The following is a 24,579-nucleotide window of genomic DNA, read 5'->3' on the forward strand; positions in this document are numbered from 1 at the left end:
GACAAGCGGCCCCCGACTGGTTATCATGGCGGCGTTTCTTTGCGGACTGCCACCATGGTTGATTCTTACGACGACGCCTTCGACGGCGAAAAAAGCAAATCGCAGGTCAAACGCGAGCTCCATGCTCTGGTTGATCTGGGCGAACGTCTCACGACGCTCAAGCCTGACTTGCTGAACAAAATGCCTTTGACCGACGCCTTGCGCCGGGCTTTGGTAGATGCTTCAAAACACACGGCTCATATTGCCCGCAAGCGGCATATCCAGTTCATCGGCAAGCTGATGCGCGATCAACCGATCGACGAAATCCTGGCAATGCTCGATCAAGTGGATGCCTCTTCGCGCCAATACAACGAACGTTTCCACGGCCTCGAACGCTGGCGTGATCGCCTGATCGAAGGCGATGACGATGTACTGGAAAAATTTGTCACCGAGTTCCCCGAGGCCGATCGTCAGCAATTGCGTTCGATCGTGCGTCAGGCCAAACACGAGCTGGCTCATAACAAGGCCCCGGCTTCCAGCCGCAAATTGTTCAAGTACATCCGTGGGTTGGACGAGACTCAACGCGGCTTGCGTTAAGTCCTGTACGCGGGCGGGTTGCCCTGCAACCCGCCCGCAGCCCGTCAACTGCCCGTGCCGCCTACCGTAATTGCATCAATCTTCAGGGTTGGCTGACCGACACCCACTGGCACCGATTGCCCGTCTTTGCCACATGTCCCCACGCCGCTGTCCAGCGACAGGTCATTACCGACCATCGACACTTTGCTCATCGCTTCCGGCCCGTTGCCAATCAGGGTCGCGCCCTTGACCGGACGCGTGATTTTGCCGTCTTCGATCAAATACGCTTCGCTGGTAGAAAACACAAACTTGCCGCTGGTGATGTCGACCTGACCTCCGCCCAGATTGGCGCAGTAGATGCCCTTTTTCACCGAGGCAATGATTTCGGCCGGATCACTTTCGCCGCCCAACATGTAGGTGTTGGTCATGCGTGGCATTGGCAAATGTGCGTACGATTCGCGACGACCGTTACCGGTGCGGGCAACGCCCATCAACCGCGCATTAAGTTTGTCTTGCATGTAGCCCTTGAGTACGCCGTTTTCGATCAGCGTAGTGCACTCGGTCGGGGTGCCTTCATCGTCCACGCTCAGTGAGCCGCGACGCCCTGGCAAGGTGCCGTCATCGACGATGGTGCACAAGCTGGAAGCAACCTTCTCGCCCATGCGGCCGCTGTAGGCCGAACTGCCCTTGCGGTTGAAGTCGCCTTCCAGACCATGGCCCACGGCTTCGTGCAGCAGCACGCCAGACCAGCCGGAGCCCAAAACAACCGGAAAGGTGCCAGCAGGTGCAGCTACGGCTTCAAGGTTGACCAACGCCTGGCGCAAGGCTTCGCGGGCATAGCCCATGGCGCGGTCCTGCGCCAGGAAATAACGGTAATCCGTGCGCCCGCCGCCGCCATGTCCGCCCCGCTCACGACGGCCGTTTTGCTCAACAATGACGCTGACATTGAAGCGCACCAAAGGCCGCACATCGGCGGCCAGACCACCGTCGGTGGAAGCCACCAGAATGCGCTCCCACACCCCGGCCATGCTCACGGTGACTTGTTGGATACGTGGGTCGAGGGCGCGGGTGGCGGCGTCGACACGCTTGAGCAGTTCTACTTTTTCAGCACGGCTGATGACTTCTAGCGGGTTGTCAGGCGCATACAACTGCGCCACATCCTGCGCGGTGAAGGCTTGCACGGTGCCATTCTGACCAGCCCGAGAGATTGAACGCGCCGCACGGGCGGCCAGCCCCAATGCTTCAAGGGTAATGGCGTTGCTGTAGGCAAAGCCGGTTTTCTCGCCAGACTGGGCGCGTACACCGACGCCTTGATCCAAATTGAAGCTGCCTTCTTTTACGATGCCGTCTTCCAGTGCCCAGGATTCGGAAATCTGGCCCTGAAAGTACAAATCTGCCGCATCGATCCCCGGCCCGGCCAGGTCACCCAGCACGGTTTGCAGGCTTTCAAGGGTGACACCGCCCGGTGCCAACAGGTGTTCGCTGACTGAGGTCAACAACTCGCTCATATTCACTCCGTCTTGGCCCTCGCTTCAGCATCTTTGAGTGCTGAACCCAAGGGCCTGAATTAGCCTTGCGTGGCAGGTCGCTGTGCGCCCTGCGAAAAAAATCGCCGGTGGCTCGCCACCGGCATGCGTGCCCTGATGGCCGCTTGTTCTGCAGCATCACGCCGAGCGATCAATACGCCCTCTCCTTGCGCTTGCTCAGCCAGCACTCGGCCCCAAGGGTCAATGATGGCAGCGTGGCCGAAAGTCTCACGCGGCCCAGGATGTACGCCACCTTGCGCCGCCGCCAAGACGTAACATTGAGTTTCAATGGCCCGGGCACGGATCAGGATGTCCCAGTGCGCCGCCCCCGTCACTGCGGTAAAGGCCGACGGTGCACTGATCAGCTCCGCTCCTGCGGCACGCAGCTCACTATAAAGCTCGGGAAAGCGCAGGTCATAACACACCGTCAGCCCCAGCTTGCCGACCGGCGTATCTGCCACCACGACCCGCTCACCTTGAGCATAGTCGTCGGACTCACGATACCGCCCACGATTGTCAGACACGTCGACATCAAACAAGTGCAGCTTGTCGTAGCGCGCCACTTGTTCACCGTCGGCGTTGATCAACAGCGAACAGGCGCGTGATTTGGCGTCGGGCAGACCGGCAGGTGGCAATGGCAAGGTACCGGCAACCACCCATAAGTTGAGGTCGCAAGCGGTTTGTTTCAACCAGGGCAGGACAGGACCTTCGCCCAACGCTTCGGCCCGGCCCAGCGCAGCCACGTCCCGACGCCCCATGGCCGAAAAATTCTCCGGAAGCACAGCCAGTTGTGCACCTCCTTCGGCCGCTTTTTCGAGCAAACGGCGGGCTTGCGCCAAATTGGCCAGCACATCGTTCTGACTGACCATTTGAATCACTGCTAACGCCATGCCCTGCTCCTCGGTAGCCCGCTTTTACTTTTTCTCGAATGGCTTGTCGAACGTGATCTTCGGATCCTGCCATGGGCCTTTGATGCTGTATTGCACACTCGCAAAACGCGACACCTGATCGCCGATCAATTTATTGATCAGGAACAAGGCTCCACCCACGGCCGGAGCACCCACGAGCAAGGCCGCAATTGGCAAGTTGTTGGTCACGGGCAAGGTCAAGAGCAAATTCGCATCCACTTGGTCTGTGACCATGTTCAGGGTGCCGCTCAGTTCAAGGTTGCTTGAAGGGCCAGTCATGGTGATGGGCTTGTTCGCGCGGTACACCCCGCGATTGGCTTGCAGCAGACCTTTGACGCGGTCGTAACTCAACCCTTTGCCGAACAGGTCGGAAAAATCGAGACGCAAGCGCCGCCCAATGGAGTTGAAGTTCAACAGACCAAAAATTCGCAACACCTGCGCGCTGCCATCAACTTCGACAAACTGGCCTTTATTCAGGGTCGCGTCCAGTGTGCCCGTGAAGCGCTTGAGGCCGATCCACGCAGGCGATCCCGGCCAGTTGCCGTCCACATCCAGATGGAAATTGTTGCTCGTGACACTGGGCGCAAAACCCCAGTTTTTCAACACGTCTGCCAAATTACGCCCACCCAGCCGGCCCTTGTACCAACTGTTGCTGGCACCGGCAAAACCTTCCCAACCTCCGGAACCTTCAAGCAACAGCCCTTTGAGCCCCAAGTTGAGGTTATTGAGCAAAATACCGCGGCTCGTGGGTCGTACATTAAGCGACCAGGCGCCAATCAGATCCGGTCCCTGGTAAAGCTGACGGATGATGATGTCCATTGCCGGAATTTTGCGCGGGTCTACCGACGCCAGCGGGTCAGGTGCATTTTCATCGGTCACTGCCTTGGGGTCGGCAGCCGGCAGGCGAACGATCTGCATGGTGATGGTCATTGGCGCGCTTTTCGCGTCCGGCAGGGTGACTGATCCAACAGCTTGTTTGCTGTCAATTTTCAGGCCCCATGACGCCGGGTAGCGATTCATCAGCAAATGGACCTGATCGAGCTGGGTGCCCATCGCGGTCAGTTTGCCGATTTTGAAATCGGCACTGCTGAGCAATTGCTGCGCACTGCCTCCGGCGTCTTTTCCGGCATAGCGTTCAACCAGCGCCTGCCACGGGGCTACGTCCAGTTCGGACAGCACGCCGCGAATACGCAAGCCCCTGGAGGTCGGCAACGACGCTGCGCCGGGGCCCAGGTACAACTCGCCGCGGCCTGCCTCAAGCTTGCCGTCCGGCGCGGCGAAGGTCAGGCTCGCCAGGTTCCCGTAGTCAAACCAGTAACGCTTTTCAGCCCCCTGCAAGGTCATGCGGAAAACGCTGTCACGGCTTTCATTGGTTGCCAGACCGAACGGTGCAGGCAGGTCGATCAGCGCGCCCTTAAGGCTGGAATTGACACGCAACTGGCTGTCCGCGCCATCGAGTGTCAACTGCAATTGATAAGGCAAGTTGCCGGAAACCGGGATGGGCTGGTTAAACTTCAGCCAGTTTGTCAGGGTTTTCACTGCAATTTGGCCATTGGCCACAACGCGGGTACTGATTCGGCCCGGCTTCCCGTCGGCAAAGATTTGCGCGTTAACCGGGCGGTCGAATGCACGGGCAGTGATCCCTTTGCCGCTCAAGCCCTTGGCGCTGTCGAAGCGGAAATCACCCTTGAGTTGCGTCAGCTCCAGTTCGGGCTCGCTGATTTTCAACCGCGCCTTATCGGTTTTGAAATCCACCACGATTTTCGGTTCAACGCTGTGTTCCAGCGGAATATCCAGATCGACCCGCCCGGTGAGCGGGCCTTCGCCCTGCCAGCCGGCAAAGGTATCAGCGGTCCCGATGGGGGCCTCTTGAAGGATTTTCAGGCCATCGCCCAAACCGCCGGCAAAGTCACCCTGCAACAACAAATGACTGACTTTGCCGCTGGCTACGTGGGGGATATTGACCGAGACGTCACGCACCTGAGTGTCGAGCAATTGGCCTTTGCTGGCCATGATGCGCACACCGCTGTCTTCGATAAACACATCACCCGAGACATTACGCACATGCGGCCAGCCCGGCTGGAACGCCAGTTCGGCGCCGTGCACCTTGAAAAACAGGCTGATCGAGCGTGCAGCCGCCACGGCATCGTGGCTCAGCGAGCCCTGATACTGGAAAAAACCCTCTTCCACATCGCCTTTGATGATCGCCGTGCTGAGCCATTCGCTTAGCGCCGGACTCAAGACCTCAGGCAAGTATTTGGGGGTGAAGCGGCCATCGCCGTCAGTCAGACCTACGCGCAGGTCCATGTAGTCTTCTTGCGAATGGTCCATATGAATGCGAATCAGGAAATCGGCCGCGATCTTGCCCTCTTCACCCAATACCTTGATGTAAGGCGCGATCAGGGTGAAGGTGTCTTTGGTCAAGGTCCAGGTCAGCAAGGCATTGGCCTGCTGATACTGCCAGGGTTTGGCGAAAATAGGGTCCAGGTGCAGCATGAAATCCTTGCTGTCCAGGCGCAGCTCGCCCTTGCCCAGATCACCGCTGATCAAGCCGCTGACATTGCGCGCAGCGGGCGCGCCATGGGTCGCGTTGAACCCGACTTGCTGCAGGTTGGCCGCGAAGCTGAGTTTTTGATCGTCGCTCGCCTGAGGACGGAAGTCAGCCAACACATTGCGCAAGGTGCCGGTGGCTTTGAGCTGATCAACAACTTTCGCCACACCGTCCGGCCACGGCGCCAAAGCGTCCAGCAGCGGCGTGATCGGGGTCAGGTTTACATGGTCGGCCTGCAAGTGCCAACGCTCTTGCTCCTTGTCGGTCGCCTTGAACTGCTGCAATTGCGCGCGGGTTTCCCAACGTGTGTCGCCCAGGCTCATCGCCAGCGAGTCCAGCACCACGTTGTAGCCCTGTTCGCCGCGTTCCAGCCAGGCATGCAGGGCCAGGTTATCGATCGCGGCCGGTTTGCGGTCTGCATAAGCGCCACTGAATGCCGGGGCGTTGAGCCGGGCCGTGGCGCTTTGCACCGTGCCTTTACCCCAATTGAACCAAAATTCGCCACCCGCCTTGAATTTCTTGATGGTCCAGCCTTGGGTCATGCTCGACGGCAGCCATTTGGCCCAGTCACTTTGCGGCAAGCTGACATAGGCTTGCGCCGCGCCGTCACGCCATTGACTGGCGCGAATCTGACTTTTGACACTCAGCGCAACCGGCTGGCCATCCGGCAAGGTCAAGCGAGCATCCAGCCGCTGATCGGATGCGCCCACGTCGAGGGTCAGCCCGACATAGGTCAGCGTCATTGGCGCTTCTTTATAGGGTTCAAGGGTGAGCTGGCTGTCGAGTACCGACAGACGCTCAACCCTCTGCAATTGATTGAGCAACTGCTCGGGGTCCAACGGTTTGTCGTCTTGAACCGGCAAGCCTTCGAGTGTCCAGTGCCGGTCCTTGTCCTGACGCGCACTCAGCTGCAATCCGTCGAGCTGCACATGGGCGATCCGCACTTCGCGGGCCAGCACGCTGCCCCAAACATCAGGCACCACTTGCACTTCATCCAGACGCAAAGCGCTGCGGCCTTCGCCCACCATCACGTCATGTGCCAGCAACACCGGCGCCATGCCGCTCCAGCGCCCTTCGAGGCTACCGATGGTTAACGGCATGCCCAGTGCTTCGCGGGCCTTGGTTTGCACCTCGGCACGGTATTCGGCAATCAGGGGCGTGAGTTCTCGCCCGAGGCTGACGTAAAGCGCCGTCAGCACCAGCAATAACGCACAAAGACTTAATCCCCAGCGGGTCAGCGCGGCAAAAAAGCGTGTCAGACGCTCCATGTCAGGTGGCCCCTTCAGTAGTGATCGAAGGGGCCGAATGCAGCCCCCTTTTTAAATCCGGACATCCCGTGCAGCTTCAGAGCAGCACCACGTCGTATTGTTCCTGGGAGTACATGGTTTCCACTTGAAAGCGGATCGTACGCCCGATAAAACCTTCCAGCTCAGCCACATTACCCGACTCTTCATCGAGCAAGCGGTCGACCACCCGTTGGCTGGCCAGTACCCGATAGCCCTCGGCCTGATACGCACGGGCTTCGCGCAGGATTTCACGGAATATTTCGTAGCAGATGGTTTCCGGCGTTTTCAACTTGCCCCGGCCCTGGCAGCACACGCAGGGTTCACAGAGCACCTGTTCAAGGCTTTCGCGGGTACGCTTGCGGGTCATTTGCACCAACCCCAACTCGGTAATACCGATGATGTTGGTTTTGGCGTGATCACGTTCGAGCTGTTTTTCGAGCGTGCGCAGCACCTGACGCTGGTGCTCTTCGTCTTCCATGTCGATGAAGTCGATGATGATGATGCCGCCCAGGTTGCGCAGTCGCAGTTGACGCGCAATGGCCGTTGCCGCTTCGAGGTTGGTCTTGAAGATGGTTTCTTCGAGGTTGCGATGGCCCACGAACGCGCCAGTGTTGACGTCAATGGTGGTCATGGCTTCAGCCGGGTCCACCACCAGGTAGCCGCCAGACTTGAGCGGCACCTTGCGGTCGAGGGCTTTCTGGATTTCGCTTTCGACGCCGTACAAGTCAAATATCGGCCGTTCGCCGGGGTAATGCTCCAGACGATCTGCAATTTCGGGCATCAGCTCCGCCACGAACTGCGTGGTTTTCTGGAAGGTTTCCCGGGAGTCGATGCGGATTTTTTCAATTTTCGGGCTGACCAGGTCGCGCAACGTACGTAGCGCCAGGCCGAGGTCTTCATAAATAACCGTCGGAGCACCCACGGTTTTGATCTGGGCACCGATCTGGTCCCACAGGCGACGCAGGTAGCGAATGTCCATCAGGATTTCATCCGCACCGGCGCCTTCGGCCGCCGTACGCAGGATGAAACCGCCAGCTTCCTTGATGCCTTCCTGCGCCACGCAATCGCTGACCACTTGCTTGAGGCGATCACGCTCGGCTTCGTCTTCGATCTTCAGCGAAATGCCGACATGTGCCGTACGCGGCATGTACACCAGATAACGCGAAGGAATCGACAATTGGGTTGTCAACCGTGCGCCCTTGGAACCGATCGGGTCCTTGGTGACCTGTACCACCAGGCTTTGGCCTTCATGAACCAGCGAACTGATGCTTTCGACCGCCTGACCTTCGCGCAGGGAAATTTCGGCGGCATGGATAAACGCGGCACGGTCCAGGCCGATGTCCACGAACGCAGCTTGCATGCCCGGCAAAACACGAACGACCTTGCCTTTATAGATGTTGCCGACAATGCCTCGACGCTGGGTGCGCTCAACGTGCACCTCTTGCAACACACCGTTCTCTACCACCGCCACGCGCGATTCCATCGGCGTGATGTTGATCAGGATCTCTTCACTCATGGCTGGGTCTCGTTCAGGCGTCATCACATTCGTGCCACGTTTCATGGGTGCGTTAGTTAGCGCACGGAAAGGTTTTGCCAACAGGGTATGCCGAAATGCCCCAGCAGTTCTGCGGTTTCGCACACAGGCAAGCCCACGACAGCGGAATAGCTGCCTTCAAGCCCGGACACAAATACCGCGCCCAGCCCTTGAATCGCGTAGCCACCGGCTTTATCCAGCGGTTCGCCGCTGGCCCAGTAACGCGCGGCTTCTTGTGTACTGATGTTTCTGAAACGCACCGCACTGCTCACCACACGGGTTTCGCAGCGGGTTGCATCCATAAGGGCAATGGCAGTCAAGACTTCATGCTCGCGTCCCGATAACGCCATGAGCATAGCCAAGGCATCGGCTTCGTCGACGGGTTTGCCAAGAATCTGTCCGTCCAGCACCACGGCAGTATCGGCGCCCAGTACGCAAAAAGCATCGCCGGGAGACGACTCGGCCACGCGCTCATGACCCGCCCGCGCTTTTTCGCGCGCCAGCCGTTCGACATACGCCGTGGCGGCCTCATGGGCGAAAGGGGTTTCGTCGATGGCAGCACTGACCGTGCTGAAGGGCACGCCGATTTGAGCCAATAACTCGCGTCGGCGGGGTGAGCCTGAGGCCAGATAAAGCGAAGTCATCAAGACATCTCCCTGTCAGTACGCGCAAACCTGGAAAGGGCTCACGCTTCCATCAATTGATTTTGAAGCGCCGTACCAGTCCACGCAGCCCGTAGCTGACCCAAGGCCACAACAACGCGCTGACCAGTGCAGGCAATACCAGCGCCAGGGTTGGCTGGCGGTTGCCAGTCAAGGCACTGAGCCACAACTGAGCCAACTGGGCCAGACCAAAGATCACCAGCAACACCAGGCTTTGCTGCCACATGGGGAACATGCGCAGGCGCTGTTGCAGGGACAATACGAGGAAGGTAATCAGGGTCAGGATCAAGGCGTTCTGCCCAAGCAGTGTGCCGTAAACCACGTCTTCGATCAGGCCCAGGCACCACGCGGTGACCATGCCTACTTTGTGTGGCATGTACAGCGCCCAGAAAGCCAGCAACAACGCCAGCCATAGAGGACGGAACACTTCCATAAACTGTGGCATTGGCGAAACGCTGAGCAACACGCCAATGGCAAACGTCAGCCAGATGATCCAGCCATTACGTGAACGAATACCCGCCATTATTGCCTCTCCCGGGTGGTAGCCGGCGCAGCGGCTGGCGACGTGGCTGCGGCGGGTGTTGCAACTGGCGCAGGTTTTTTGGCCGCACCGGCGGTGGGCACAGGCGTTGCTGGCGTGGTGACAGCGGGTGCCGGTGTCGCCGCTGGCACGGGTGCAGGCACCGGCTTGGGCACAGTGGCCGGAATAATCGGCTGCGGCTCGCCGTTGTTTTCTGCTTCCTGGGCTTGAGCGGCGTCGTTGGCGCGCTCTTCAGGGGTGCGGCTGTCGCTGAAGACCAATAGTAAGTAACGGCTACGGTTCAACGCGGCTGTTGGCACGGCACGCACAATGGCGAAGGGTTGGCCCGAGTCATGGATCACTTCCTTGACCGTTGCGACCGGGTAACCGGCCGGGAAACGTTGCCCCAGACCGGAACTGACCAGCAGGTCGCCTTCTTTGATATCCGCCGTGTCCGCCACGTGGCGCAACTCCAGGCGCTCGGGGTTGCCCGTGCCACTGGCAATCGCACGCAGACCGTTGCGGTTGACCTGCACCGGAATGCTGTGGGTGGTGTCGGTAAGCAGCAATACCCGCGAGGTGTACGGCATCAACTCGACCACTTGCCCCATCAGTCCGCGTGCATCGAGCACCGGTTGACCGAGCACCACACCGTCGCGCTCACCCTTGTTGATGATGATGCGATGGGTGAACGGGTTGGGGTCCATGCCGATCAGCTCGGCCACTTCGACCTTCTCGTTAACCAGCGCAGAAGAGTTCAGCAACTCACGCAGGCGAACGTTTTGCTCAGTCAGGGCCGCCAGCTTTTGCATGCGCCCTTGCAGCAGAAGGTTTTCAGTCTTGAGCTTCTCGTTCTCGGCGACCAGTTCCGTCCGACTGCCGAACTGACTGGCGACGCCTTGGAACAGACGTTGCGGCAGATCGGTGATCCAGTAGGTCTGCATCAGCACCAGCGACATTTGACTGCGCACCGGCTTGAGCAACGTGAAACGGGCATCGACCACCATCAGCGCGACCGATAGCACGACCAGCACCAACAGGCGCACGCCCAAAGAGGGGCCTTTGGAAAAGAGCGGTTTAATAAGCCGCTCCTCCGGGGCAAGGATTCAATGTATTCATACGGCTTCAAGCGGCCTGGATGAAGATTGACAAAAGATAAACGCCAAAAGGCAGCACGGCAAAGTGCTACCTTTTGGTGATAACCCTCGAACTGCAACCACCGATATTATTCGCTGGAGAGCAGGTCCATGGTGTGCTTATCCATCATTTCCAGCGCACGGCCACCACCACGCGCAACACAGGTCAGCGGGTCTTCGGCAACAATGACCGGCAAACCGGTTTCCTGGGCCAGCAACTTGTCGAGGTCACGCAACAATGCGCCACCGCCGGTCAGCACCAGGCCACGCTCGGCAATGTCCGACGCCAGCTCTGGCGGGGACTGTTCCAGCGCGCTTTTAACGGCTTGAACGATGGTAGCCAGCGACTCTTGCAGCGCTTCAAGCACTTCATTGGAGTTCAGTGTGAATGCACGGGGAACGCCTTCCGCCAGGTTACGGCCGCGCACGTCTACTTCACGGACTTCACCGCCCGGATAGGCAGTACCGATTTCCTGCTTGATGCGCTCGGCGGTCGACTCACCGATCAGGCTGCCGTAGTTACGGCGCACATACGTGATGATCGCTTCGTCGAAGCGGTCGCCGCCAACCCGTACGGATTCGGCGTAAACCACACCGTTCAGGGAGATCAGCGCAATTTCAGTGGTACCACCACCGATGTCGACAACCATCGAGCCGCGCGCTTCTTCAACCGGCAAACCGGCACCGATTGCAGCAGCCATCGGCTCTTCAATCAGGAACACTTCACGGGCACCGGCACCCAGTGCCGACTCACGAATGGCGCGACGCTCAACCTGAGTCGATTTGCACGGTACGCAAATCAGCACCCGAGGACTTGGCTGCAGGAAGCTGTTCTCGTGCACCTTGTTGATAAAGTACTGCAGCATTTTTTCGCACACGCTGAAGTCAGCGATCACGCCGTCCTTCATCGGACGAATGGCTGCAATGTTGCCCGGTGTACGGCCCAGCATGCGCTTGGCCTCGGTGCCGACGGCAACGACACTTTTCTGGTTACCGTGTGTCCGAATAGCCACAACCGATGGCTCATTCAGGACAATACCGCGCTCGCGCACGTAAATAAGGGTGTTGGCAGTGCCCAGGTCAATGGAAAGATCGCTGGAAAACATGCCACGCAGTTTCTTGAACATGGGAAAGGGACCCTAGGCAACGCGTGGGTAAAAAAGTGCGGCAAACTCTAACAACGACAGGGATTTTGGGCAAGGCGCCAATATGTTAAATTGGCCGCTTTTCCGAGCACCAGCCCCCACAATCGCGGCCATATGACCGTAGAAATGCGGTAGTGTTCCGACAATCTAACACACGGATAGCATCCGTCTTGTTTTCCACTGGAGAATCCCATGGCGCTTGAACGCTCCGACGTGGAAAAAATCGCTCATTTGGCCCGCCTGGGTTTGAATGATGCCGATCTGCCACGCACCACCGAAGCCCTTAACAGCATTTTGGGGCTGATTGACCAGATGCAGGCTGTCGACACCACCGGTATCGAGCCGCTGGCCCACCCACTGGAAGCCAGCCAGCGCCTGCGTGCAGACGTCGTGACTGAAACCAATCATCGCGAGGCTTACCAGTCCATCGCGCCAGCGGTCGAAAACGGCCTCTATCTGGTTCCCAAGGTCATCGAGTAAAAGGAAGAGCCTGCATGCATCAAATGACTCTGGCCGAGATCGCCCGCGGACTCGCCGATAAAAAGTTTTCGTCTGAAGAGCTGACCAAAACCCTGCTGGCGCGAATCGCCCAACTGGATCCGCAGCTCAACAGCTTCATCACCCTCACCGAAGACCTTGCCCTGGAGCAGGCCAAGGCCGCCGACGCACGTCGCGCCGACGGTGAAACCGGCGCCCTGCTGGGTGCGCCAATCGGTCACAAGGATTTGTTCTGCACCCTCGGCGTGCGCACCAGCTGCGGCTCGAAGATGCTCGACAACTTCAAGGCCCCGTACGACGCCACCGTGGTGTCCAAGCTGGCCGCTGCCGGCGCGGTGAGCCTGGGCAAGACCAACATGGACGAGTTCGCGATGGGCTCGGCCAACGAATCGAGCTACTACGGCGCCGTCAAAAACCCGTGGAACCTTGAACACGTCCCCGGCGGCTCATCGGGCGGTTCTGCCGCCGCCGTTGCCGCCCGCCTGTTGCCTGCCGCTACCGGCACCGACACCGGTGGCTCGATCCGCCAGCCCGCCGCATTGACCAACCTCACCGGCCTGAAACCGACCTACGGTCGCGTCTCGCGCTGGGGCATGATTGCCTACGCCTCCAGCCTCGATCAGGGTGGCCCGTTAGCGCGTACGGCTGAAGACTGCGCCATCCTGCTGCAAGGCATGGCCGGTTTCGACCCGCAAGATTCCACCAGCATCGATGAGCCCGTGCCGGACTTCAGCGCCAGCCTGAATGCTTCACTGCAAGGCTTGCGCATTGGCGTGCCAAAAGAGTTCTTCAGCGAAGGCCTCGACCCGCGCATCGCAGAACTGGTGCATACCAGCATCAAAGAACTCGAAAAGCTCGGCGCCGTGATCAAGCCCATCAGCCTGCCCAACATGCAGCACGCGATCCCTGCGTACTACGTGATCGCGCCGGCAGAAGCCTCTTCCAACCTGTCGCGCTTTGACGGCGTGCGCTTTGGCCATCGCTGCGAAGCCCCGAAAGACCTCACCGACCTGTACAAGCGCTCGCGCGCCGAAGGCTTCGGCCCTGAAGTACAGCGCCGGATTCTGGTAGGTGCTTACGCGCTGTCGGCCGGTTACTACGATGCCTACTACCTGCAAGCGCAAAAAATCCGCCGCCTGATTAAAAACGACTTCATGGCGGCCTTTAATGAAGTCGACATCATCCTCGGCCCAACCACGCCTAACCCGGCCTGGAAAATCGGCGCTAAAAACAGTGACCCGGTCTCGGCTTATCTGGAAGACGTCTACACCATCACCGCCAACCTCGCAGGCCTGCCAGGCCTGTCGATGCCCGCCGGTTTTGTGGATGGCTTGCCCGTAGGCGTGCAGTTGCTGGCGCCTTACTTCCAGGAAGGCCGCCTGCTTAACGTCGCTCACCAGTACCAGTTGAACACTGACTGGCACACGCGCTCACCTGCCGGCTTCTGAGGAGAAACCTATGCAATGGGAAGTTGTGATCGGGCTGGAAATTCACTCCCAGCTCGCCACCCAATCGAAAATTTTCTCCGGTAGCGCCACCACATTTGGCTCGGAGCCTAACACGCAGGCCAGCCTGGTTGATCTGGGCATGCCGGGCGTGTTGCCAGTACTCAACGAAGAAGCGGTGCGCATGGCCGTGATGTTTGGCCTGGCAGTCGATGCTGAAATCGGTCAGCACAACGTCTTTGCACGTAAAAACTACTTCTACCCGGACTTGCCCAAGGGCTACCAGATCAGCCAGATGGAACTGCCGATCGTCGGCAAGGGCCACCTGGACATCACGCTGGAAGACGGCACTGTCAAACGTGTCGGCATTACCCGTGCGCACCTTGAAGAAGACGCCGGCAAAAGCCTGCACGAAGATTTCAGCGGCTCGACCGGTATCGACCTGAACCGCGCCGGCACCCCGCTGCTGGAAATCGTTTCCGAGCCGGACATGCGCAGCGCCAAAGAAGCTGTCGCTTACGTCAAAGCCATGCACGCCCTGGTGCGTTACCTGGGTATCTGCGACGGCAACATGGCCGAAGGTTCGCTGCGCTGCGACTGCAACGTGTCGATCCGCCGGGTGGGTCAGGCCGAGTTCGGCACCCGCTGCGAGATCAAGAACGTCAACTCGTTCCGCTTCATCGAAAAGGCGATCAACAGCGAAGTACAGCGCCAGATCGAGCTGATCGAAGACGGCGGCAAGGTGGTTCAGCAGACCCGCCTGTACGACCCGAACAAAGACGAAACCCGCGCCATGCGCAGCAAAGAGGAAGCCAACGACTACCGTTACTTCCCGGACCCGGACCTGCTACCGGTCGTCATCGAAGACTCGTTCATCGAAGACGTACGGGCCACCCTGCCGGAACTGCCGCCGCAAAAGCGCGAGCGCTTCCAGTCGCAGTTCGGCCTGTCGGCCTACGACGCCAGCGTATTGGCTTCCAGCCGTGAGCAAGCTGACTACTTCGAAAAAGTGGTGAGCATCAGCGGCGACGCCAAACTGGCCGCCAACTGGGTCATGGTGGAGCTGGGCAGCCTGCTCAACAAACAGGGCCTGGACATCGACCAGTCGCCGGTCACCGCCGAACAACTGGGCGGCATGTTGCAGCGCATCAAGGACAACACCATTTCCGGCAAGATCGCCAAAGTGGTGCTTGAAGCCATGGCCAACGGCGAAGGCAGTGCAGACGAGGTCATCGAAAAACGCGGCCTCAAGCAAGTGACCGACAGCGGCGCGATTGAAAAAGTGCTGGATGAAGTGCTGGCGGCCAATGCCGAGCAGGTTGAGCAATATCGCGCGGCAGACGAAGCCAAGCGCGGCAAGATGTTTGGCTTCTTTGTCGGCCAGGCAATGAAAGCCTCCAAAGGCAAAGCCAACCCGCAACAAGTCAACGAACTGCTCAAAAGCAAACTCGAAGGCTAAGCGTAAATGTGTAGTCGCTGCCGCAGCACCTGCGCTTTTCAAGCGCCGATTGCTGCAAAGCCTCCGGCAGCGGCTACCGCTGAGTCATACCGCTAAGAAGGAATGCTCCATGAAGCAGCTACTCGGCGCGTGCGCCCTGCTAAGCCTGCTTGCCGGTTGCGCCAGTCACGACATAGACCCGCGGGGCTATGACAAAACCGGCGCTGCCTCTTATTACGGCGCCCGCCACCATGGCAAACGCACCGCCAGCGACGAACCTTTCGATCAGCACGCCCTCAGCGCCGCCCATCGCCAACTGGCTTTCGGCAGCCGCGTTCTGGTCACCAACCTGAGCAATAACAAATCGGTTGTCGTGCGCATCAATGATCGTGGCCCTCACACCCGTGGGCGATTGATTGATCTTTCGCGCCAGGCCGCCCGCCAGTTGGGTATGCTGCGCAGCGGCACCGCCAACGTCCGGATCCAGGGCTTGAGCGATTAATCAGGGAGTGGCTGCGATTTGGGCTTGAACGCGTTATCGACATGGAACCTGCTGCAATTGCTCTGCGGCCTCGGCCTGCTGGTCGCAGGCGCAGAATTGCTGGTGCGTTGCGCCGTCGGCATGGCAGCAACGCTCAAAGTCCGTCCGCTGCTGATCGGCCTGACCGTGGTAGCCCTCGGCAGCAGCGCTCCACAAATGACCGTCAGCCTGCAGGCCGCCTTCAATGACACCCCGGACATTGCCGTAGGCAGCGTCATCGGCAGCAATATCTTCAACGTGCTGGTCACGTTGGGCCTTTCGGCGCTGATTATCCCGTTGCGTGTTTCTCGCCCGTTGGTGCGTCTGGACATACCGCTGATGGTGATTGCCAGCGCGCTGGTATTCGCGCTGGCCTTGAACACGCGACTCGACCGGTTGGACGGGGTGATATTGCTGTGTGGCCTGACAGGCTACCTGGGCCTGTTGCTGCGCCAGTCCCGGCACAGTAGCCATCATCATGTCAGCCACGACCAACCCCAGCATTCGTGGGTGCGCAATGGGCTGATGATGTTCTTCGCCCTGCTCTTGCTCGGGCTTGCCGGTCGGTTATTACTCGGTGCGGCGATTGATGTCGCGACGCAACTCGGGCTGTCAGAGCGCATCATTGGCCTGACGATCGTTGCTGTGTGCACCTCGCTACCGGAGCTGGCCACCTCGCTGATTGCCGCCTTTCGCGGACAACGTGAGATTGCCGTGGGCAATGTGATCGGCAGTAACGTCTTCAACCTGCTGGGCGTACTGGGCATTACCGCACTGGTGTCCCCCTCGCCGCTGTCCGTGTCTCCCAACGCCCTGGCCTTTGACTTGCCTGTCATGCTCGGGGTAGCGGCTTTGTGCTTGCCGATTTTCTACACCGGCTACCGTGTCACGCGCGCGGAAGGCCTGCTGTTTCTGGGGTTGTATCTGGCGTATGGGCTGCACGTGGTGTCGTTCACCACCGGCATGCCACTGGCCGGAAAACTCGAACACCTGATGCTGTTTTTTATCCTGCCGGCGCTGCTGGTGTATCTGCTGTTCAGTACCCTGCGCGCGTGGCGTCGACAACACTGAGGAGTTTTGCCTTGAATAATAAAAAGACCGGACTGCAAATGCGCCGCCAGGTAATGGGCGATGAGTTCGTGGACCGCGCGCTGGGCAACGCCACTGACTTCACCCGGCCGCTTCAAGACTTCGTCAACGAGCATGCGTGGGGCGGGGTCTGGAACCGTGAAGGTTTACCCCTCAAGACCCGCAGCCTGATTACCCTGGCCACCCTGTCCGCGCTCAAGTGCCCACAGGAACTCAAAGGTCACGTGCGCGGTGCGCTGAACAACGGGTGTAGCGTAGAGGAGATCCGCGAAGCCCTGCTGCATTGCGCGGTTTACGCAGGGGTTCCGGCAGCCATTGATGCGTTTCGGGCGGCACAGGAAGTCATCGACAGCTACAACGCTTAAATCCAGCCGCCCCACTGCAAGACAAAAATTCCGATATTGGTCGTGACGGCAGCCATCACCGTGGTGATCACGATGATGGCTGCTGCCAGTTCATGATTGCCATTGGCGGCGCGCGCCATGACAAAACTGGCCGCAGCCGTCGGGCTGGCGAAATACAGAAACAGCGTTCCCAGCTCCGGCCCGCGAAAACCGTAGAACCATGCACCCAGCGTGGTGATGATCGGCAAACCAATCATTTTCACCAGGCTGGCACTGAGAGCCAGATTGCCACTTTTGCGCAGCGCCGCCAGTGATAACGTGCCGCCGATACAGATCAGCGCCAGCGGCAACGTCATCGCCGCCAGGTATCCCCCTGAGGCCTGCAACCAGCCGGGCAACCCTATCTTGAAGGCAGCAAACGGCACAGCCGCCAGCACACTGATAATCAGCGGGTTGCGAAACACGCTCAGGCAGATGCTCCACGGATCGGATTTGATTACCGGGCTGTACACCGCCAGCACGATGGTCGACAACGTGTTGTAAAGCAGGATTACCAGCGCCGCGAGCACAGCCCCCAACGAGATGCCGTAGTCACCGTACATACTGGCGGCCAGCGCCAGCCCGATCACCGCGTTATTGCCGCGAAAGGCGCCCTGGGTGTAAATGCCACGGTCTTCGCGCGGGCAACGCCACATCGACCATGCCCAGGCCAACGCGAAGCTCACCAGGGTTGCCACCGTGAAGTAGCCCAGGACTTTGGGCTGTAAGGCGGCATTCAGATCCGCGTGCACAATGCCCAGAAACAACAACGCCGGCATGGTGACGTTGAACACCAAAGCCGACGCGGTATGGATAAAACTGTCATTGATCCAGCCGACACGCTTGAGCACTACCCCCAAAAACAGCATGGTAAACACGGGCGCAGTGATGGTCAGGGTCTGAAGGAAAATAGCCAGCATGCCACGCAATTCCGATTGCAATCGTCAGGTCGCGAATCTTATGCCATGGACAGGAGCAACACCTAATATTGAAAAGCCATTATTGGCCGACTCAGTCGAATTGCGAACGCATCCAGGCCTGGTACTGGGCCACTTCAGGCTCACCTTCACGAGGCGCCCAGTGCGCCAGCTCGCCATCCCCCACAGGTTGATAAGGTCCGGCTTTGCACTCGAACATCACACTGTCGGGTTCAAGCACCACAAGGCCATGAAACACACCCGGCGGCAGGTCAACACCAAGGCTTTCGCCACCTGCCAGCAAGACACGCTTGTCGAGTAACTGACCGTTCTCATCAAAAATCAGCACCCCCAGCTTGCCCCGGAGCACCAACAAAGTCTCGGCTTTGTCGTTGCTCAGGTGACGGTGTGGCGGGATGTAGGTAGCAGGTTGCAGGCCCACCACCATGCGATGACAAGGCTCCTGCATCTGATGCAGGTTATGGTGCTGACGACCGCGAGGGTTACCGGCAGCCTTCTCGGCCAGGTCGTTAAACAGTGTCTGATCGAGAAAGCTGGGGGTAGTCATGGTTTCAACGTCCTTGTTTACAAACCTTTAACGGCATAAATGCCAGCGGCGTTACGCCAGTAGCCTTTGTAGTCCATGCCGTAGCCGAATACGTAGCGGTCGATGCACGGCAGGCCTTCGTAAGTGGCTTTAAGGCCGGCACTTGCCTTGCGGTCGTGTTCTTTGTCGATCAACACCGCAGTGTGCACCTGACGTGCACCCGCGTGATTGCAGAAATCCACGATGGCGCTCAGGGTGTGACCTTCGTCCAGAATGTCGTCGATGATCAGGACATGGCGGTCCATGAACGACACTTCCGGCTTGGCCTTCCAGAACAGATCGCCGCCGCTGGTCTGATTACGGTAGCGCGTGGCGTGCAAGTAAGACGACTCAAGCGGGAATTTCAAATGCGTGAGCAGCTTGCCGGCAAAAATCAGCCCGCCGTTCATCACACAAAAAACCACTGGATTCATCTCGGCCATATCGGCCGTGATTTGCGCGCCAACACGGGCAATGGCCGCCTCGACTTCAGCTTCGGTGTACAGGCAGTCAGCCTCTCGCATGACTTGACGGATATGCTCGAGATCAGCAGACATGACGCTCTCCAGGGGGGGTTGCTCAAGAAAAGCGGGCAAAGGTACGCATCCGCATGGCTCAGATCAAGCATTTATGGACTAACGTGCTGTTATGTCTATAGGACATCACCCCGGATTAGATTAATCTAGGCCGGTTTTTTTGCCTGCCCCGGAGCTTTTCCCTATGCCTATCCGTGAGATCCGCCATCCGCTGATCCGTCACAAGCTCGGCCTCATGCGCCGTGCCGACATTAGCACGAAGAACTTCCGCGAGCTCGCTCAGGAAGTCGGCGCGTTGCTGACCTATGAAGCCACCAGCGACCTGACCCTCGAAACCTACGAGATTGAAGGCTGGAGCGGCCCTGTCCGCGTTGAAAAAATCGCCGGTAAGAAAATCACCGTCGTGCCTATCCTGCGCGCCGGCATCGGCATGCTTGAAGGCGTGCTGAGCCTGATCCCGGGCGCCAAAGTCAGCGCCGTCGGCGTTGCCCGTAACGAAGAAACCCTGCAGGCCCACACTTATCTGGAAAAACTCGTCCCGGAAATCGACGAGCGTCTGGCGATGATTATCGACCCGATGCTGGCCACCGGCTCCTCGATGGTTGCCACCATTGACCTGCTGAAAAAAGCCGGCTGTAAAGAAATCCGCGCCATGGTGCTGGTTGCCGCCCCCGAGGGCATCGCTGCCGTTGAAGCGGCTCACCCGGACGTGACCATCTACACGGCCTCCATCGATAACCGTCTGGACGAACACGGCTACATCATTCCGGGCTTGGGCGATGCCGGCGACAAGATCTTCGGCACCAAGCAAAAGGACGCCTAACATGCAGGACGAGTTCAACGACCCGCTCTGGCGCCAGATCATCTCTGGCGCGCAGATGCTCTTCGTGGCCTTTGGCGCGTTGGTGTTGATGCCTTTGATTACAGGCCTGGACCCCAACGTTGCGCTGTTCACGGCGGGTCTCGGGACTCTGCTGTTCCAGATCGTGACCCGGCGCCAGGTGCCGGTCTTTCTGGCTTCGAGTTTCGCTTTCATTACCCCGATCATTCTCGCCAAAGGCCAATTCGGCCTGGCAGCGACCATGGGCGGCGTGATGGCAGCCGGTTTCGTGTACACCTTTCTCGGTTTCGCGGTAAAGCTCAAAGGCACCGGTTTCATTGATCGCCTGCTCCCGCCTGTGGTCATTGGTCCGGTGATTATCTCCATCGGCCTGGCAATGGCACCGATTGCCGCGCACATGGCAATGGGCCGCGCTGAAGATGGCACCGAGCTGATTCATTACCAGACCGCCATGATGATCTCGATGCCAGCCTTGCTGACCACGCTGATCGTAGCGGTGTTCGGGAAAGGGATTTTCCGTCTGGTACCGATCATTGCCGGCGTGCTGGTGGGTTTTGCCCTGGCCTTCTATTTTGGCGTGGTCGACACAGCCAAAATTGCCGCAGCCCCATGGTTTGCCTTGCCGCAATTCACGGCGCCCGAGTTCAACTGGCAGGCGATTCTGTTTATCGTCCCCGTGGCGTTGGCCCCGGCCATTGAACACATTGGCGGCGTGATTGCCGTGGGCAGCGTGACCGGTCGTGATTACCTGAAAAAACCGGGCCTGCACCGCACCCTGTTTGGTGACGGGATTGCCACCACGGCCGCCGGCCTGCTGGGTGGTCCGCCCAATACCACCTACGCCGAAGTAACTGGCGCAGTGATGCTGACCAAGAACTACAACCCGAAAATCATGACCTGGGCGGCGATCTTCGCCATCAGCCTGGCCTTTATCGGCAAGTTCGGCGCACTACTGCAAAGCATTCCAGTGCCGGTCATGGGCGGGATTCTGTGCCTGCTGTTCGGTTCAATCGCGGCGGTGGGCATGAATACCCTGATCCGTCATCAGGTTGACCTGAGCGAGGCACGCAACCTGGTGATCGTTTCGGTCACGTTGGTGTTCGGTATTGGCGGCGTGCTGATCGGCACCGGTATGGGCCCCGAAGACTTCGGTCTCAAGGGCATTGCGCTGTGTGCCATTGTGGCGATAGCGCTGAACCTGATCCTGCCGGGCAACGACAGTTGGAAAAAGAAGAAAGGTGACGAGCCGATTATCTAAATCGGCCTGCGCCTCACCCAACCCTCTCCCTGCGGGAGAGGGTTTTTCATTTCATAGCGCCAGCGGCGCCCTTTCACAAAGCGTGTTCAACGCAGCCGCCCACTCGGGGTCGTCATTCAGGCACGGCACCAGCACCAACGACTCGCCCCCCGCCTCAATGAACTGCTCGCGACCGCGATCACCAATCTCTTCCAGTGTTTCGATACAGTCGGCGACAAAGGCCGGGCACATCACCAGCACCTTCTTGACCCCCTCTTTGGCCAGCGCATCCAGGCGCGCTTCGGTATAAGGTTCGATCCACTTCGCTCGCCCCAAACGGGATTGAAAGGCCACCGACCACTTACCGTCTGGCAAACCCATTCGCTGCGCAAACAACTCCGCGGTCCGCAGGCACTGTGCGCGATAGCAGGTAGCCATCACCGCAGGGGATGCGTTTTTGCAGCACGCTTCATTTTTGAAACAGTGATTGCCGGTCGGGTCCAGTTTGTGGAGATGGCGTTCGGGCAACCCGTGGAAGCTCAGCAGCAGGTGATCGTACTCCTGCGCCAGATGCGGACTGGCACTGGCCACCATCGCGTCGAGGTATTCGGGCTGGTCATAGAATGGCTGGAGGATCGAAAACTGAATCGGCAGCTTTTTAGTCTTCACCACGCGCTTGGCTTCTTCGATGACCGTGGTCACGGTGCTGTCGGCAAACTGCGGGTACAACGGCGCCAGCGTCACCTTTTTGATGCCCTGCCCGGCCAGCCGGGTAAGCACCGTTTCGATGGACGGCTCGCCGTAACGCATGGCCAGCTCCACCGGCCCCTGCTTCCACTCACGGGTCATGGCCTGTTGCAAACGGCGGCTGAGCACCACCAGCGGCGACCCTTCATCCCACCAAATGGACGCGTAGGCGTGCGCCGATTGCTCGGGGCGCTTGATCAGGATCAGCGACACCAACAAGCGTCGAACCGGCCATGGCAAGTCGATCACGTACGGGTCCATCAGAAACTGGTTCAAGTAGCTGCGAACATCCGCTACCGACGTAGACGCCGGTGAACCCAGGTTTACCAGCAACAGCGCGTGGTCGGTCATGCAACATCCTATTTCAGAGGCGGGCGGACACATCATCGAGTGCCGCACGCAAATCGGTGAACTGAAAAGTGAAGCCGGCTTCCAGCAAACGTGCGGGCGTCGCCCGCTGCCCGCCCAATAACAACTGCGACATTTCGCCCAGTAATACGCGCAATACAAAGGCGGGCAAAGGCATCACGGCAGGGCGATGCAGCACACTGCCAAGGGTCTTTGCGAACTCCGCATTACGCACCGGGTGCGGGGCGCAGGCATTATAAGGACCCGTTGCCGCATTCTCATGCACAAGAAAATCAATCAGGGCAATTTGGTCCAGGATATGAATCCATGGCATCCATTGCCGACCAGTGCCTATCGGCCCGCCGAGCGCCAGCTTGAAAGGCAGCAACAGGCGTGACAAAAAACCGCCCTCGGCGGACAACACCAGCCCTGTGCGCACCAACACCACACGAATCCCGAGCGCCTGCGCACGCTGCGCGGTCTCTTCCCAGGCGATGCACAGGTGACTGGCGAAATCTTCAGTGACCGGCGCGCAGTCTTCGGTCAGCTCACGTTCACCGCCGTCCCCATACCAGCCCACCGCCGAGCCTGACACCAGCACCGACGGCTTTTGCTCGCGGCTTTCGAGCCACGCCAACAAGGTTTCCGTCAAAGTGATCCGACTGCTCCAGAGCAGCATCTTGCGCTTGCGCGTCCACGGCCGATCCGCAATGGGTGCACCCGCCAAATTGATCACGGCATCCACAGGCTCCTGCCCAAGCTCTTCGAGCCTGGCGATACCCCTGACATCCGCTCCACAGCATTCACTCACCTGCGCGGGGCGTCTGCTCCACACCGTCAAACGATGACCTTGCGCCAGCCAGTGACGACAAAGCTGGCGCCCTATCAAGCCTGTACCGCCTGTCAGCAATATGTGCATCTGTTCAACCTCGCAGGAAGTTTTATCGCGAGCACTGGTCTATTTTTAGAGAAAGCCCCAATTCGTCGCGCCGTCGGCTGTGTATAAGAATAGGCCAGATGGACCTCGCGAGCACGCTAAAACTTATACCAATAAATAGATTTGTACAGGTATTACCATCGGCGTAGTCTGTGCAAACAGGAATCGAGGCCAATATGACTGTACCCATCGCAATAATCGGCACCGGCATTGCCGGTCTTTCAGCAGCGCAAGCCCTTCAAAAAGCAGGTCACACAGTGCACCTGTTTGACAAAAGCCGGGGCAGCGGTGGCCGCATGTCCAGCAAACGCAGCGACGCAGGCAATCTCGACTTGGGCGCTCAGTACTTCACCGCCCGTGATCGACGTTTCGTCGAAGAAGTACAACGCTGGCAAAGCAATGGTTGGGCCAGCGAGTGGGCACCCCATCTGTTCAACCACAAACATGGCCAATTGACCCCCTCCCCCGACGAGCAAACCCGCTGGGTCGGCAACCCGCGCATGAGTGCGATCACCCGCGGCCTGCTGGGCAAATCCCGCGTGACCTTTTCCTGCCGGATCACCGACCTGATCAAGGGTGAGACACACTGGCACCTGCAAGACGCAGACGGTCACGATCATGGCCCATTCAGCCATGTGATCATAGCCACTCCCGCGCCACAGGCCACGGCGTTACTGGCCGTGGCTCCTAAGTTGGCCAGCATGGTGGCCAGTGTGAAGATGGACCCGACGTGGGCCTTGGCACTGGCCTTTGACACCCCTCTGGCGACCAAAATCGATGGCTGTTTTGTACAAGACAGTCCGCTGGAGTGGCTGGCACGCAACAGAAGCAAACCGGGCCGAGGCCAACAGCCCGACACCTGGGTGCTGCATGCCACCAGCGCCTGGAGCCGACAAAATCTCGACCTGCCCAAAGAAGCGGTCATTGAGCATCTGCACGGCGCCTTTGCCGAGCTGATCCACTCCCCTACACCGGCCCCGATTTTTACGCTGGCCCACCGCTGGCTTTATGCACGCCCCGCCACAACCCATGAATGGGGCGCTTTGGCCGACTCAGACCTGGGCTTATATGCCTGCGGCGACTGGTGTTTGTCAGGCCGGGTCGAAGGTGCCTGGCTCAGCGGCCAAGACGCCGCGCGCAAGTTGCTTGAGCATTTGGAATAACGCCCGCAGACACGCTCCCAGACGCCGCCTCGTGCGGCGTCTGCCTGCACTGCCTTGGCGTGGGCACCTGT

At 59.2% G+C, this 24,579-nt stretch carries 23 protein-coding genes; 10 read left to right on the forward strand and 13 right to left on the reverse strand.

All coding sequences use genetic code 11. From position 1 onward, the window contains the following. Positions 1-54 precede the first annotated feature (54 nt). Positions 55-576, forward strand: a complete 522-nt coding sequence (yjgA, locus tag HBN68_RS15045; RefSeq protein WP_094992720.1) for a ribosome biogenesis factor YjgA — start codon at positions 55-57, stop codon at positions 574-576. 44 nt (positions 577-620) lie between these two features. On the opposite strand, the gene tldD is transcribed toward yjgA, so the two are convergent. From tldD to mreB, 8 genes are all read right to left on the reverse strand, one after another. Beyond that, a complete protein-coding gene (tldD, locus tag HBN68_RS15050; RefSeq protein ID WP_169964981.1) occupies positions 621-2,063 on the reverse strand; it encodes a metalloprotease TldD in 1,443 nt (480 codons plus the stop codon). Positions 2,064-2,122: 59 nt separating this feature from the next. Beyond that, positions 2,123-2,971 (reverse strand): carbon-nitrogen hydrolase family protein, encoded by an 849-nt coding sequence (locus HBN68_RS15055; protein ID WP_094992722.1) that lies wholly within the window; start codon positions 2,969-2,971, stop codon positions 2,123-2,125. A gap of 24 nt (positions 2,972-2,995) precedes the next feature. Further along, positions 2,996-6,808 carry a YhdP family protein gene (locus tag HBN68_RS15060; RefSeq protein ID WP_169964980.1) on the reverse strand — a complete coding sequence of 1,271 codons (3,813 nt, stop codon included), beginning with the start codon at positions 6,806-6,808 and terminating at the stop codon, positions 2,996-2,998. A 76-nt stretch (positions 6,809-6,884) separates the two neighbouring features. Continuing rightward, positions 6,885-8,342, reverse strand: a complete 1,458-nt coding sequence (gene rng / locus HBN68_RS15065; RefSeq protein WP_094992724.1) for a ribonuclease G — start codon at positions 8,340-8,342, stop codon at positions 6,885-6,887. A 56-nt stretch (positions 8,343-8,398) separates the two neighbouring features. Continuing rightward, the gene (locus tag HBN68_RS15070; protein WP_169964978.1) at positions 8,399-9,004 is read right to left on the reverse strand and encodes a nucleoside triphosphate pyrophosphatase; all 606 of its coding nucleotides are present in this window, start codon (positions 9,002-9,004) and stop codon (positions 8,399-8,401) included. 52 nt (positions 9,005-9,056) lie between these two features. Further along, positions 9,057-9,545, reverse strand: a complete 489-nt coding sequence (mreD, locus tag HBN68_RS15075) for a rod shape-determining protein MreD (RefSeq protein ID WP_094992726.1) — start codon at positions 9,543-9,545, stop codon at positions 9,057-9,059. After that, positions 9,545-10,624, reverse strand: a complete 1,080-nt coding sequence (gene mreC / locus HBN68_RS15080; protein ID WP_169965112.1) for a rod shape-determining protein MreC — start codon at positions 10,622-10,624, stop codon at positions 9,545-9,547. Before mreC ends, mreD begins: the two co-directional genes overlap by 1 nt. A gap of 143 nt (positions 10,625-10,767) precedes the next feature. Continuing rightward, on the reverse strand, positions 10,768-11,805 hold the full coding sequence (mreB, locus tag HBN68_RS15085) for a rod shape-determining protein MreB (RefSeq protein ID WP_002555108.1): 1,038 nt from the start codon (positions 11,803-11,805) through the stop codon (positions 10,768-10,770). Positions 11,806-12,015: 210 nt separating this feature from the next. Between mreB and gatC the strand changes: the two genes are divergently transcribed. The 6 genes from gatC to HBN68_RS15115 all read left to right on the forward strand — a co-directional run bounded on the left by gatC (position 12,016) and on the right by HBN68_RS15115 (position 17,178). Beyond that, positions 12,016-12,303, forward strand: coding sequence for an Asp-tRNA(Asn)/Glu-tRNA(Gln) amidotransferase subunit GatC (gene gatC / locus HBN68_RS15090; RefSeq protein WP_047273347.1), 288 nt, complete (start codon positions 12,016-12,018; stop codon positions 12,301-12,303). 14 nt (positions 12,304-12,317) lie between these two features. After that, complete coding sequence (gatA, locus tag HBN68_RS15095) at positions 12,318-13,769, forward strand: Asp-tRNA(Asn)/Glu-tRNA(Gln) amidotransferase subunit GatA (protein WP_169964976.1); 1,452 nt, start codon at positions 12,318-12,320, stop codon at positions 13,767-13,769. A gap of 10 nt (positions 13,770-13,779) precedes the next feature. After that, positions 13,780-15,225 (forward strand): Asp-tRNA(Asn)/Glu-tRNA(Gln) amidotransferase subunit GatB, encoded by a 1,446-nt coding sequence (gene gatB, locus HBN68_RS15100; protein ID WP_169964974.1) that lies wholly within the window; start codon positions 13,780-13,782, stop codon positions 15,223-15,225. A gap of 109 nt (positions 15,226-15,334) precedes the next feature. Further along, positions 15,335-15,706, forward strand: a complete 372-nt coding sequence (locus tag HBN68_RS15105; protein WP_169964972.1) for a septal ring lytic transglycosylase RlpA family protein — start codon at positions 15,335-15,337, stop codon at positions 15,704-15,706. A gap of 48 nt (positions 15,707-15,754) precedes the next feature. Next, positions 15,755-16,795 carry a calcium/sodium antiporter gene (locus HBN68_RS15110; RefSeq protein WP_094992751.1) on the forward strand — a complete coding sequence of 347 codons (1,041 nt, stop codon included), beginning with the start codon at positions 15,755-15,757 and terminating at the stop codon, positions 16,793-16,795. 38 nt (positions 16,796-16,833) lie between these two features. After that, positions 16,834-17,178: a carboxymuconolactone decarboxylase family protein gene (locus HBN68_RS15115; RefSeq protein ID WP_169965110.1), complete on the forward strand. Its 345-nt coding sequence runs from the start codon at positions 16,834-16,836 to the stop codon at positions 17,176-17,178. Here HBN68_RS15115 and HBN68_RS15120 read toward each other — a convergent pair. The 3 genes from HBN68_RS15120 to HBN68_RS15130 form a co-directional block, all read right to left on the reverse strand. Then, on the reverse strand, positions 17,175-18,116 hold the full coding sequence (locus tag HBN68_RS15120) for an AEC family transporter (protein ID WP_094992729.1): 942 nt from the start codon (positions 18,114-18,116) through the stop codon (positions 17,175-17,177). The two genes, HBN68_RS15115 and HBN68_RS15120, sit on opposite strands and share 4 nt — an antisense overlap. 91 nt (positions 18,117-18,207) lie before the next feature. Beyond that, positions 18,208-18,681: a WbuC family cupin fold metalloprotein gene (locus HBN68_RS15125; protein ID WP_094992730.1), complete on the reverse strand. Its 474-nt coding sequence runs from the start codon at positions 18,679-18,681 to the stop codon at positions 18,208-18,210. 17 nt (positions 18,682-18,698) lie between these two features. Then, positions 18,699-19,256: a hypoxanthine-guanine phosphoribosyltransferase gene (locus tag HBN68_RS15130; protein WP_047273340.1), complete on the reverse strand. Its 558-nt coding sequence runs from the start codon at positions 19,254-19,256 to the stop codon at positions 18,699-18,701. 163 nt (positions 19,257-19,419) lie between these two features. On the opposite strand from HBN68_RS15130, the gene upp reads away from it, so the two are divergent. Together upp and HBN68_RS15140 are read left to right on the forward strand one after the other, a co-directional pair. Further along, positions 19,420-20,058: a uracil phosphoribosyltransferase gene (upp, locus tag HBN68_RS15135; protein ID WP_094992731.1), complete on the forward strand. Its 639-nt coding sequence runs from the start codon at positions 19,420-19,422 to the stop codon at positions 20,056-20,058. A gap of 1 nt (position 20,059) precedes the next feature. Beyond that, the gene (locus HBN68_RS15140) at positions 20,060-21,334 is read left to right on the forward strand and encodes a uracil-xanthine permease family protein (RefSeq protein ID WP_094992732.1); all 1,275 of its coding nucleotides are present in this window, start codon (positions 20,060-20,062) and stop codon (positions 21,332-21,334) included. 51 nt (positions 21,335-21,385) lie between these two features. On the opposite strand, the gene hemH is transcribed toward HBN68_RS15140, so the two are convergent. Next, complete coding sequence (hemH, locus tag HBN68_RS15145; RefSeq protein ID WP_094992733.1) at positions 21,386-22,411, reverse strand: ferrochelatase; 1,026 nt, start codon at positions 22,409-22,411, stop codon at positions 21,386-21,388. Between the two features lie 13 nt (positions 22,412-22,424). Continuing rightward, on the reverse strand, positions 22,425-23,327 hold the full coding sequence (locus tag HBN68_RS15150) for a TIGR01777 family oxidoreductase (RefSeq protein WP_094992734.1): 903 nt from the start codon (positions 23,325-23,327) through the stop codon (positions 22,425-22,427). A 194-nt stretch (positions 23,328-23,521) separates the two neighbouring features. Between HBN68_RS15150 and HBN68_RS15155 the strand changes: the two genes are divergently transcribed. Further along, the gene (locus HBN68_RS15155; protein ID WP_169964970.1) at positions 23,522-24,508 is read left to right on the forward strand and encodes an NAD(P)/FAD-dependent oxidoreductase; all 987 of its coding nucleotides are present in this window, start codon (positions 23,522-23,524) and stop codon (positions 24,506-24,508) included. Positions 24,509-24,579 lie beyond the last annotated feature (71 nt).

This window comes from Pseudomonas sp. WS 5078 (assembly GCF_012985745.1).
Lineage (GTDB): Bacteria > Pseudomonadota > Gammaproteobacteria > Pseudomonadales > Pseudomonadaceae > Aquipseudomonas > Aquipseudomonas lundensis_A.

Bases quoted from the DNA above. Each gene is read 5' to 3' on its own strand.
- HBN68_RS15060 (WP_169964980.1), bottom strand. From the start codon at position 6,808: ATGGAGCGTCTGACACGCTTTTTTGCCGCGCTGACCCGCTGGGGATTA.
- gatB (WP_169964974.1), top strand. From the start codon at position 13,780: ATGCAATGGGAAGTTGTGATCGGGCTGGAAATTCACTCCCAGCTCGCC.
- tldD (WP_169964981.1), bottom strand. From the start codon at position 2,063: ATGAGCGAGTTGTTGACCTCAGTCAGCGAACACCTGTTGGCACCGGGC.
- gatA (WP_169964976.1), top strand. From the start codon at position 12,318: ATGCATCAAATGACTCTGGCCGAGATCGCCCGCGGACTCGCCGATAAA.
- gatC (WP_047273347.1), top strand. From the start codon at position 12,016: ATGGCGCTTGAACGCTCCGACGTGGAAAAAATCGCTCATTTGGCCCGC.
- HBN68_RS15070 (WP_169964978.1), bottom strand. From the start codon at position 9,004: ATGACTTCGCTTTATCTGGCCTCAGGCTCACCCCGCCGACGCGAGTTA.
- upp (WP_094992731.1), top strand. From the start codon at position 19,420: ATGCCTATCCGTGAGATCCGCCATCCGCTGATCCGTCACAAGCTCGGC.
- yjgA (WP_094992720.1), top strand. From the start codon at position 55: ATGGTTGATTCTTACGACGACGCCTTCGACGGCGAAAAAAGCAAATCG.
- HBN68_RS15115 (WP_169965110.1), top strand. From the start codon at position 16,834: ATGCGCCGCCAGGTAATGGGCGATGAGTTCGTGGACCGCGCGCTGGGC.
- rng (WP_094992724.1), bottom strand. From the start codon at position 8,342: ATGAGTGAAGAGATCCTGATCAACATCACGCCGATGGAATCGCGCGTG.
- mreD (WP_094992726.1), bottom strand. From the start codon at position 9,545: ATGGCGGGTATTCGTTCACGTAATGGCTGGATCATCTGGCTGACGTTT.
- hemH (WP_094992733.1), bottom strand. From the start codon at position 22,411: ATGACCGACCACGCGCTGTTGCTGGTAAACCTGGGTTCACCGGCGTCT.
- mreB (WP_002555108.1), bottom strand. From the start codon at position 11,805: ATGTTCAAGAAACTGCGTGGCATGTTTTCCAGCGATCTTTCCATTGAC.
- HBN68_RS15105 (WP_169964972.1), top strand. From the start codon at position 15,335: ATGAAGCAGCTACTCGGCGCGTGCGCCCTGCTAAGCCTGCTTGCCGGT.
- HBN68_RS15155 (WP_169964970.1), top strand. From the start codon at position 23,522: ATGACTGTACCCATCGCAATAATCGGCACCGGCATTGCCGGTCTTTCA.
- HBN68_RS15130 (WP_047273340.1), bottom strand. From the start codon at position 19,256: ATGTCTGCTGATCTCGAGCATATCCGTCAAGTCATGCGAGAGGCTGAC.
- HBN68_RS15055 (WP_094992722.1), bottom strand. From the start codon at position 2,971: ATGGCGTTAGCAGTGATTCAAATGGTCAGTCAGAACGATGTGCTGGCC.
- HBN68_RS15140 (WP_094992732.1), top strand. From the start codon at position 20,060: ATGCAGGACGAGTTCAACGACCCGCTCTGGCGCCAGATCATCTCTGGC.
- HBN68_RS15125 (WP_094992730.1), bottom strand. From the start codon at position 18,681: ATGACTACCCCCAGCTTTCTCGATCAGACACTGTTTAACGACCTGGCC.
- HBN68_RS15150 (WP_094992734.1), bottom strand. From the start codon at position 23,327: ATGCACATATTGCTGACAGGCGGTACAGGCTTGATAGGGCGCCAGCTT.
- HBN68_RS15120 (WP_094992729.1), bottom strand. From the start codon at position 18,116: ATGCTGGCTATTTTCCTTCAGACCCTGACCATCACTGCGCCCGTGTTT.